This window comes from Streptomyces sp. NPDC054932 (assembly GCF_053610205.1).
Genome location: NZ_JBSGXU010000333.1, coordinates 1 through 4,868, shown reverse-complemented (window position 1 = coordinate 4,868; position 4,868 = coordinate 1). Strand labels below are relative to the sequence as shown.

Here is a 4,868-nt window from a genome sequence, read left to right as displayed (position 1 = left end):
GTGGCCAGTGCAGCGTTGGCCTTGTGCCCGCCCGTCCCCCGGGCTCCTCGCCCACCCGCCCCCCGGGGCGGGCCCCCCCCGCCGCGGGGCCGCCGCCGGCGCGGTCCCGGGCGTCCACGTCGAGGCCCTTGTCCATGCGTTCGTCAATGCCCTCGTCGACGCCGGCGTCGAAGCCCTTGGCGAGCAGCCGGACGGCCAGCGTCACTTCCCAGGCGAACACGGGAAGCGCCGCGAGCGAGCCCGCCACCGAGACCTGTTCGTACGCCCCGAACAGCACGGCGGTCGCCGAGGCACAGATCATCGCCCCGCCGACCAGCCCCAGGACGGCGATGAACCGCGGCACCAGCCGCGAGGTGTACATGAGGCCGGCCAGCACGAGGGTGTTGGCGCCGAGGACGAAGTTCGGGCCGAACAGGAACGTCCAGTCGTGGAACGCCACGAGAGCCCGGCCGACCGTCTCCAGGGAGGTGCCGTCGGCGCCCGCGGCACCGTCCTCGGCCTGCCTCCTGAGCGTCACGACGGACAGCACGCCGATGATGCCGATGACGATGACGGCGGCCTCCAGCAGGCGCCCGCAGACGTAGCCCACGGCGGCCCCCTCGTTCCGTCTCCGGAGGACCGGATACAGTGCGGCCCCGGTGCCGGTGACCGCCAGCGCGAGCACGAACTCGCACAGCGCCCCCAGGAACACCCTGGAGTCGGCGCCGGAACCGACGACGTACCGGGCGTCGTGCAGGACGGGGTCGTAGAGCGCGAGTCCGCCGATCGCGGCGACCTCGGTGACGAGGAACAGCGCCCCCGCGACGATCGCGATTCTCCTGGTTGAGCTCATGCGGAACCGACCCTCCCTCGATGGGTGTACGGCGTACACCCGACGGTTGACGCCCACCGTAGGTGTACGCCGTACACTCGTCAAGGCGGGACGCTCCCGCGACACCCCGGGAACGGATCGAGGGAGAAGCCCACATGCCCGAGCAGCCGCAGGAACCGCAGGAACCGCGCCGGACCCCCTTGAGCCGGGACCGGGTGCTGCGGGCGGCCGTCGCCTTCGCCGACGGCGCCGGGATCGAGGCGCTGAGCATGCGCAGACTCGCCCAGGAGCTGGGCGTCGTGCCGATGGCGCTCTACAAGCACGTGGCCAACAAGGAAGAACTCCTGGACGGCATGGTGGAGTTCGTCGTCGGGGGGATCGACCGCCAGACCCCCGGACCGGACTGGAAGAGCGCGGTCCGCGGGCGGATCCTCGGGGCGCGCGCGGCCCTCCTGGCGCACACCTGGGCGGCCCAGGTGATCCGGTCCCGGACCAGCCCGACGCCGGCCGTACTCGCGTACCTGGACTCCGTGATCGGAATGTTCCGGGCCGGCGGCTTCTCGACCGACCTCACCCACCACGTGATGCACGCACTCGGCAGCCGGGTGCTGGGCTTCACCGAGGAGCTGTTCGACGACCCGGCGAGCACCACGCCGCAGGACGACCGGGCACGGGCGGCCGGGTACGAGGAGATGGCCCGGCGGTACCCGCACGTCACCGAGCTGGCCCGGGCGGTGGCCCACGACCGGCGGACGGTCGTCGGCCAGGGCTGCGACGACCGGTTCGAGTTCGAGTTCGCCCTGGACCTCCTCCTGGACGGATTCGAACGGCTCCACGGGCAGGGCTGGACCTCCACGCCCTGAGCCGGCCGACGCCCGGGGCGCCCGCGGCGCCGTCAGGCCTGCACGGTGGGCCTGACGACGATCTCGCTGACGTCGACCCCGTCCGGCTGCTCGATCGCGTAGCCGATGGCGGAGGCGACGGCGGAGGGCGGCATGGCGATCTCGTCGCGCTGTCGGACCATCGCGGCCGCGACCTCGGGGCCGGCCCCCTTACCCACCCCCTCGGTGTGGGTGAAGCCGGGCGAGACGAGGGTCACGCGCAGGTCGGGGCCCGATTCCTGGCGCAGCCCCTCGGTGAGCACCTTCACCGCCGTCTTGGTGGCCGCGTAGACGGCCTGGGGAGACTTGACGACGTAGGCCGCGGTGGAACCGACGTTGACGAACTGGCCCGAGCGCTGCCGGCGGAAGACGGGCAGCGCCGCCCCGATGCCGTTGAGCAGGCCGGTGATGTGGGTGGAGACCATGGCGTCCCAGTCGTCCTGGCGCAGGTCGTCGAAGGGCGAAACGGCCATCGTGCCCGCATTGGAGACGAGGACGTCGAGCCGGCCGAACCGGTCGGTGGCCGTCGCCGTCAGACGCTGGAGGTCCTCGCGGCGCGTGACGTCGACGATGACGCCGACGGCGGTGCCACCCCTGGCCGTGATGCCGTCCACGACCGCCTTCAGCCGGTCCTCCCTGCGTGCGCCGAGCACGAGCCGGGCGCCCCTTTCGGCGAGGTGGATCGCGGTCGCTTCGCCGATACCGCTGCTGGCACCTGTGATCGCGACGACCTTGCCCTGGATGCCCGGCATGATCGGCCCCCTTTCGTGGGTGTGGGTCCGGTGAGTGCGTTGATCTACAGTGAGTACAGGAAGTGGGGATGTCCCCACTTGTTCGAGGCTAAGTGGGGATCCCCCCGTTCAGCAAGTGAGGGGCACCCGGGAAGGGATGGCGGGCACTGATGGCCGACGGAGCGGACCGACCGTTGCGGGCTGACGCACGGCGCAACAGGGAGAAGATCCTCACCGCCGCCGTGCGCGTGTTCACGACGGAGGGACTGGACACGCAGATGGAGCGCATCGCCAGGGAGGCGGGCGTGGGCAGCGCGACCCTCTACCGCAACTTCCCCACCCGGGAGGCTCTGGTCGAGGCGGTCTACCGCAACGAGCTGGCCCACCTGTGCGAGGCGGCCCCCGCCCTGCTCGCACAGAAGCCACCGGTCGAGGCCCTGCGCGCGTGGACGCTCCTCTTCCTGGACTACGTCACCGCCAAGTACGGCATGATCGACGCACTGCGCGGCATCGCCGCGACGGGGGGCAACCCGTACGGTCACAGCCGGGAAATGATCCAGACCGCCCTCACCTCGCTCATGGACGCGTGCGCGGCCGCCGGGGCGATCCGTACCGACATCGGGCCCGCCGACATCGGCGCCGCCCTCGAAGGCATCGCCCTCACCTCGGCGGGCGCCGCGCACCGGCAGCAGGCCGAGCGTCTGCTCGACCTCACCCTGGACGGCCTCACGGTCCGCCCGCCGAGCCGCGGGCGCGGTGCGCCGTAGGCCGCAGGTATCACCGCTCCCCCGATGGTCCGATCCACCGGCTCGGGCATTCGGGTGGCGGCCCGCCGTGTCGGACTGCCGCCCCCGGCCCGGTTCGCCATCCTGGTCCGGGCACGGCATCGCGATCGCCGCTGCCGCTCCCCCACGGCGAGAAGGAGTACGGCATGCCGGCGGACTCGGTCGGGCGTTTCCTCGCGGCTCTGGGGCCCCAGCAGCGGGAGGCCGTCACCAGCAAGGGACACGAGGAGCAGGAACGGCTCGCGGCCGCCTGGGAGCGGGAACTGGCTTCCGACGACGAGCTCGACACCCTCGATGAACTGTCCCCGCCCGCGGCGGAGGCCGAGGCGGCCCGTCGCGTCGTGGACCGTGAACTCTGACCAGTCCTGAGCCTCGGGGCGGGCGGGACGGCTGAGCGCCCCACCCTCCGCAGCCGTCACGGCCCTTTCCGCGCACTCCCGTTGAGGTCCGGACCGGACAGGGGCAGGCAGGCCGTTGCCCGGCTACCGTTGTGCCGCATGACGGCCGGCGCGATAGACATCACCGAGGACCTGATCCGGGATCTGCTGCGCGAGCAGCACCCCGACCTGGCGGACCGCCCCCTCGAGCTCGGGGCGCGCGGCTGGGACAACCAGGTGTGGCGACTCGGCGACGACCTCGCCGTCCGGTTGCCCTGGGCGACGCAGTCCGCGGACGGGCTGCTGCGCAAGGAACACGCCTGGCTGCCTCTCCTCGCCCCGCACCTTCCGCTGCCGATCCCCGTGCCGCAGCGCCTTGCCGAGCCCTCGGAACGCTTTCCACGACCCTGGCTCGTCACCACCTGGGTACCGGGCGAGCCCGCCGACCGCGCCCCCGCGACGCACGCCGCGCAGGCGGCGCTCACCCTGGCCGCCTTCCTGACCGCCCTCCACCGCCCGGCCCCCGACGGGGCGCCCGTGGGACGGGACCGCGGTGGCCCGCTGGCCGACACCGCCGAGCAATTCACCCAGGGGCTCGCCTCGGCCACCGGACTGGGGCTGATCCGCGACCCGGACGCCGTCCGCGCGGTCTGGGAGGACGCCGCCGCCGCGCCGGAGTGGACGGGACCGAGGCTGTGGCTGCACGGCGACCTGCACCCGGCCAACATCCTCACCGCGAACGGCACCTTCTCCGGCGTGATCGACTTCGGCGACCTCTTCGCCGGGGACCCGGCCTGCGACCTCGCCGCCGCCTGGATCCTGCTGCCGGACGGCGCCGTCGACCGCTTCCACGAGGCCTACCGGCCGGGCCCGGACGCGGCGACCCTGCGCCGCGCCCGCGGCTGGGCGGTGCTGCGCGCCCTCTCCGGCATCCACATCGGACACGCAGGCGTCCACGGCCGCCCCGGGGGCAAGCCCACCTGGGGCCCGCCCGCCCACGCCGCGCTGGAACGCCTCACCGCAACGGCCCACCGGTGACCGGACATCCGGCTCTTCAGCGCCGTCCGCGGTCGAGGGCGGCGACCTCGCGCACGGCCCCGGCGACGGCCGGGGAGTCCTTCCTCGGGATCGCACCGTGGTTGCCGGCGACCTTCGCGCCGAGCCGTATGTTCGGCTTGCGCGGCCGCGCCGTCGATCCACCATGCTGCCGTGGGGGGGGGCGGGGGGGGGGCGGCCGGGCGGGGGGGCTTGTGGGGGGGGGGCTTCGGTGGGGCGGCGGTCAG

6 protein-coding genes are annotated in these 4,868 nt (G+C 73.5%); 4 read left to right on the top strand and 2 right to left on the bottom strand.

The genetic code is table 11. The features are described from left to right. Nucleotides 1–832 (bottom strand): DUF4386 domain-containing protein (locus ACWGE1_RS40200; protein WP_453425426.1); only part of this gene is annotated, 832 nt, incomplete at its 3' end. Nucleotides 833–966: 134 nt separating this feature from the next. Between ACWGE1_RS40200 and ACWGE1_RS40195 the strand changes: the two genes are divergently transcribed. Beyond that, nucleotides 967–1,674, top strand: a complete 708-nt coding sequence (locus ACWGE1_RS40195; RefSeq protein ID WP_453425425.1) for a TetR/AcrR family transcriptional regulator — start codon at nt 967–969, stop codon at nt 1,672–1,674. Nucleotides 1,675–1,706: 32 nt separating this feature from the next. Here the strand turns inward: ACWGE1_RS40195 and ACWGE1_RS40190 are convergent, their stop codons facing one another. Continuing rightward, the gene (locus tag ACWGE1_RS40190; protein ID WP_453425424.1) at nt 1,707–2,444 is read right to left on the bottom strand and encodes an SDR family oxidoreductase; all 738 of its coding nucleotides are present in this window, start codon (nt 2,442–2,444) and stop codon (nt 1,707–1,709) included. A gap of 149 nt (nt 2,445–2,593) precedes the next feature. Between ACWGE1_RS40190 and ACWGE1_RS40185 the strand changes: the two genes are divergently transcribed. The 3 genes from ACWGE1_RS40185 (at nt 2,594) to ACWGE1_RS40175 (ending at nt 4,623) form a co-directional block, all read left to right on the top strand. Beyond that, the gene (locus ACWGE1_RS40185) at nt 2,594–3,190 is read left to right on the top strand and encodes a TetR/AcrR family transcriptional regulator (protein WP_453425423.1); all 597 of its coding nucleotides are present in this window, start codon (nt 2,594–2,596) and stop codon (nt 3,188–3,190) included. A gap of 164 nt (nt 3,191–3,354) precedes the next feature. Then, a complete protein-coding gene (locus tag ACWGE1_RS40180; protein WP_453425422.1) occupies nt 3,355–3,567 on the top strand; it encodes a hypothetical protein in 213 nt (70 codons plus the stop codon). Nucleotides 3,568–3,705: 138 nt separating this feature from the next. Further along, complete coding sequence (locus ACWGE1_RS40175; RefSeq protein ID WP_453425421.1) at nt 3,706–4,623, top strand: phosphotransferase; 918 nt, start codon at nt 3,706–3,708, stop codon at nt 4,621–4,623. The last annotated feature ends 245 nt before the right edge of the window (nt 4,624–4,868 follow it).